Source organism: Clostridium senegalense JC122, assembly GCF_000285575.1.
Taxonomy (GTDB): domain Bacteria; phylum Bacillota; class Clostridia; order Clostridiales; family Clostridiaceae; genus Clostridium_J; species Clostridium_J senegalense.
Window position 1 is genome coordinate 1 of record NZ_CAEV01000152.1, and the last position, 333, is coordinate 333.

General features: G+C 40.8%; 1 tRNA gene and 1 rRNA gene. Both read left to right on the forward strand.

Features of this window, described 5'->3' with window-relative positions:
- Positions 1–45: 45 nt before the first annotated feature.
- Positions 46–119 (forward strand) — tRNA-Gly (locus CSGHG_RS19300).
- Positions 120–256: 137 nt separating this feature from the next.
- Positions 257–333: ribosomal RNA gene (locus CSGHG_RS19305) — 16S ribosomal RNA — on the forward strand; the annotation flags it as partial.

Below are 333 nucleotides of genomic sequence, written 5' to 3' on the forward strand. Positions count from 1 at the left end.
GATCAGAAGGTTGTGGATTCGATTTCTGCTGGGCGCACCATTTATGCGGGTGTAGTTTAGTGGTAAAACCACAGCCTTCCAAGCTGTTGTCGGGAGTTCGATTCTCCTCACCCGCTCCATTAATTTAAATATTAATTATATGAACCTTGAAAACTGAACAAGCAAGATGTAATCACAATATAGATTCATTAATTTGAATCAAACAATTGTTATCAATTGATTACGCTAGCAAAGCAAATGAGCTTTCAAACTACTTTTTATGGAGAGTTTGATCCTGGCTCAGGACGAACGCTGGCGGCGTGCCTAATACATGCAAGTCGAGCGAATGACGAG